Source organism: Paramuribaculum intestinale, from assembly GCF_003024925.1.
Classification (GTDB): domain Bacteria; phylum Bacteroidota; class Bacteroidia; order Bacteroidales; family Muribaculaceae; genus Paramuribaculum; species Paramuribaculum intestinale.
Window position 1 is genome coordinate 1 of the sequence record NZ_PUED01000251.1, and the last position, 2,709, is coordinate 2,709.

At 59.4% G+C, this 2,709-nt stretch carries 3 protein-coding genes; 2 read left to right on the top strand and 1 reads right to left on the bottom strand.

Going from position 1 to position 2,709, the window contains the following annotated elements:
* On the top strand, window positions 1-867 hold an 867-nt coding region (locus tag C5O24_RS12300; protein ID WP_275541809.1), incomplete at its 5' end, for a vitamin B12 dependent-methionine synthase activation domain-containing protein.
* 73 nt (window positions 868-940) lie between these two features.
* Here the strand turns inward: C5O24_RS12300 and C5O24_RS12305 are convergent.
* Window positions 941-2,122 carry a sensor histidine kinase gene (locus C5O24_RS12305; RefSeq protein ID WP_148061032.1) on the bottom strand — a complete coding sequence of 394 codons (1,182 nt, stop codon included), beginning with the start codon at window positions 2,120-2,122 and terminating at the stop codon, window positions 941-943.
* A 193-nt stretch (window positions 2,123-2,315) separates the two neighbouring features.
* On the opposite strand from C5O24_RS12305, the gene C5O24_RS12310 reads away from it, so the two are divergent.
* Window positions 2,316-2,709: rubredoxin-like domain-containing protein (locus C5O24_RS12310; RefSeq protein ID WP_107681913.1), on the top strand; the 394-nt coding region annotated here is incomplete at its 3' end.

Below are 2,709 nucleotides of genomic sequence, written 5' to 3' on the forward strand. Positions count from 1 at the left end.
CCTCAACATCCTGCGACAGAAACAGTGCCCGACGCCCCCGCTGCGCCCGCAACCCCTGCGCCCACACCCGCACGGGAAGGACTCCACACTCTGCATCCATCGGTCGAAGAGCTCCGCCCGCTCATCAACTGGAGGGCGTTTCTGGCCGCATGGCGCACATCGGCCTGCACCGACGAGGCGCGCGACGTCACCGACGACGCCAACCGAGTGATCGATCTCCTGCAACAGCGCGAAGCCACACTCACGGCCCGTATCCTCCTATGCCACGCCCGATCGCAGGGACTCGACATCAACGTGACGTCGGCCGACGGAAGCATCACCATCCCCACACTGCGCAAAGCCGAACCGAGCGAGATCGACGGACTCCGGCCTGCCATAGCCGACTTCATAGCTCCCGAAGGCGACTGGATCGGACTCTTTGCCGTCACCACCGCAGGAGATATCGCCGCCTACACCGACGAAATGAGGCTACAGGGCGACCCCTACGCAGCCATCACGGCACAGCTCGTGGCCGACCGGCTCGCCGAAGCCGCAGCCGAATGGCTTCACCGACTGACAGCTACCGAGATCTGGGGATTCTCCACCGACACCTCGGCCATAGGCATACGCCCCGCCGTAGGCTACCCCTCGCTCCCCGACCAAAGCATCATACATCTGCTCGACCGGCTGATACACTACGACGAGATCGGCGTCACAGTCACAGAAAACGGAGCAATGTCACCCTCGGCCACCGTCAGCGGACTGATCATTGCGGCACCCGGCGCAAGATACTTCACCATCGGACATCTCACCGACGAAGCGCGCGCCGACTACGCACGGCGTCGCGGACTGACGCCCCACGCCCTCGCCCGCTTCCTCCCCCGCTGACAACGCCGCTCACACACCCCCTTTCTCTCTCCTCTCCTCGTATTCTCTCTCCTCTCCTCTCATTTCCTCTCCTCTAAGGGCGGGGAAGATCTATGCGGAAAGTAGTGGAATGGCCGGGCACAGAGCCCTTCACGTATATACGTCCCCCGTGGTAGTCGTCGACTATGCGGCGCGCAAGCGTCAGGCCAAGGCCCCACCCCCGCTCCTTTGTGGTGAATCCCGGACGGAACACCGTGCGGAATCTCTTGCGCGGCAACCCGTGACCCGAATCGGTCACCTCTATCGACGTACCGCCGTCCGAGCGCGGAACGACACTCACGCTCAACCGCCCACGACCCTCCATGGCGTCGACAGCGTTTTTGATCAGACACTCCATGACCCATTCGAGCAGAGGCGGACATATCAGAGCCACAGCACCACCCGACCGGTCGTCGAAACTCCACTCCACACCGCGCGACACACGTCCCCGCATATAATCCACCGCATGACCCGCACATGCACCCACCGTGGCCGGCTGAAGCTTCGGCTTGGAACCTATCTTTGAAAACCGCGCCGCGATATCGGCCAGACGCCTCACGTCGGCATCGATCTGCTCCACAGCCTCCGGCATATCGCCCCGGTCGCGCAGTATCTCGTTCCACGCCATGAGCGACGAAATCGGAGTGCCGAGCTGATGGGCCGTCTCCTTCGACAGACCCACCCACACCTTGTTCTGCTCCGACCGCTTGGTCGTGGCTACGGCAAAATACACCATCCCCACAAACGTCACCGTCAGTAATATCTGAAGATAAGGATAGTAATTGAGCCTCCGCAGCAGCCGCGAATCCTCATAATATAGATACTGCTGCTCGCCAGGAGCCACAGCCACCGGTATGACCCTCCCCCCGCGGCGCATATCCTCCAGCCGCTCCTCAAGAAAAGCCCTGTTGGCCTCGCCATAGCCCAGACTGTCCGCACGGTCGGGCAGATCGAAATTACGGTGGAGAAGCATTGTCCCGGCTGAGTCGACGAGCATCACCGGTATCGAACGGTTGGCCTCTATCACCGACAGCATGAAATCCACACCGTCGTCGGCACCCTGACTGTCGGCCGCAAGCCGGCGGGTGGCCTCGGCCCACAACTCCATGCGCTGACGCTCCTGCTCCTCCAGATCATTCACCAGACCCGACGAAAAGAGCACGAAAAATCCCATCACGGCCACAGCCGCCGCCACGAGCGCCACCACACCCTGACGATGTAAAGAATACGTTTCCACAATCATCTAACGCCGGATTCGCCCGATTATTTCCCACACCACTGACACCTTTGCGACATTTCAACATAAAATCCCTTTCCCGCAGTAAAAAATCACTAAAACTGAATCAACACAGAACAATACTACCGGATTAATGATTATCTTTGCAGACACGACAACTGACATAACCAAACAAATAATAGAGTAAAGAATTATGAAAAAGAAATTTATCTGCACAGTATGCGGCTACGTCCACGAAGGCGACGAAGCACCCGAAAAGTGCCCCCTCTGCGGCGCTCCCAAAAGCAAATTCAAGGAACTCACACCCGATGAGGCCCTCAAGTTTGTCACCGAGCACCAGATCGGAGTGGCCAAGGACACCGACGCCGAGATGATAGCCGACCTAAACGCACACTTTAACGGCGAATGCACCGAAGTAGGCATGTATCTGGCCATGTCGCGCCAGGCCGACCGCGAAGGCTACCCCGAAATCGCCGACGCATTCAAGCGCTACGCATTCGAGGAAGCCGAGCACGCCGCCAAGTTTGCCGAACTCCTCGGCGAGCATGTATGGGACACCAAGACCAACCTTGAAAAGCGTATGGCCG